Origin of the sequence: Xanthomonas sp. WHRI 1810A (genome assembly GCF_040202885.1) — a bacterium.
In the GTDB taxonomy this organism is placed as follows: Bacteria; Pseudomonadota; Gammaproteobacteria; order Pseudomonadales; family Pseudomonadaceae; genus Aquipseudomonas.
Genome location: NZ_JBEGED010000067.1, coordinates 1 through 533 on the forward strand (window position 1 = coordinate 1; position 533 = coordinate 533).

Annotated in this window: 1 pseudogene; it reads right to left on the bottom strand. The window is 66.6% G+C overall.

What is annotated here, in order from left to right:
* Positions 1–107 precede the first annotated feature (107 nt).
* Positions 108–533 (bottom strand): annotated as a pseudogene (locus tag ABQX22_RS26760) (nucleotidyltransferase family protein); the annotation flags it as partial.

Consider the following 533-nt stretch of genomic DNA (forward strand, 5'->3'; position numbering starts at 1 on the left):
TTGACCGCGACGACCAACGCAGCATGCAAGGCCGGTGTCGGCGCATGTTCCGCGCCAACGCAGCCATCAGATGCCAGCACGGCATGCCACAGGACAGCAACGCAGCCTTATGCAGGCTGCAGATACCCATCGAGCGCGGCACGCACCACATACAGCATGTCGGTGCGCGGGACCGGCCGGGTCAGCCGGGTCATCAGGCGGCGGGCCTGGGTCTGGCGCACCCACGGTTGGTCTTGCAGCCACAACTGGGTCTGCAACATGTCGGCACGCTCCTTGCGGCTCTCTGCCGACGGCACCACGCGTTGGTGCAGATACTGCCGCGCCTCACGCAACGATCCCGACCACTCGATACCGGGCAGTGCCGACAACCACAGGTTCGAGCACGAGGCCGTGGTCAACGTTTGCCGGGCGGCACGGATACGCAGTAGCCGCGGACACTGCGCATGCAGGCGCGCCATCACCGTCGCTGGCACCACCGCGCGGTAATAGCGCTGCAGCAACAACAGCGGCGGCAAGGCCCACCAGGGCGAGAT